This is a genomic window from Liquorilactobacillus vini DSM 20605 (genome assembly GCF_000255495.1).
Lineage (GTDB): Bacteria > Bacillota > Bacilli > Lactobacillales > Lactobacillaceae > Liquorilactobacillus > Liquorilactobacillus vini.
On record NZ_AHYZ01000202.1, the window covers coordinates 1 to 495 of the forward strand.

Consider the following 495-nt stretch of genomic DNA (forward strand, 5'->3'; position numbering starts at 1 on the left):
GTGAATAATAAGAGCCATACATTTTTTCAATCAAATCTGCAATTTCACGGGTCGTAACGCCCTTGGAATAAAGCTGAATGATTGTTGTTTCTAAAGCGTCTTGACGACGAGAATAGGCTGGAAGCAGGTGGTTATGAAAATGGCCTTTACGGTCACGCGGCACAGCAATCTTCAACTTACCATATTCAGAGTCAATTAAACGATAATACTGGCCATTACGAGAATTGCCAGTATTAAAGCCACTGCGGTCATAAGGATCATAACCAAGTAAGGCTGTTAGTTCAGCTTGCAAGATGTGATTAATAGCCGTTTCGAGTTGTTGACGAAAAAGTTCTTTAACATCGCCATTTGACAATAGAGTTTTGGTTAGATTTTTGGTAAACTGATCCATGGGGAATCCCTCCGTTTTGGTTTATTTTGACGATTTAATCATACGGGGAAGGGATTCCCTTTTCAATAGAATTTTATTCATTTACACAAACTATTTTATACTCT

General features: G+C 38.2%; 1 protein-coding gene. It reads right to left on the reverse strand.

The features are described 5' to 3' along the window. Positions 1-391: IS256 family transposase (locus ON15_RS10865; protein WP_010581516.1), on the reverse strand; the 391-nt coding region annotated here is incomplete at its 3' end. Between the last annotated feature and the right edge of the window lie 104 nt (positions 392-495).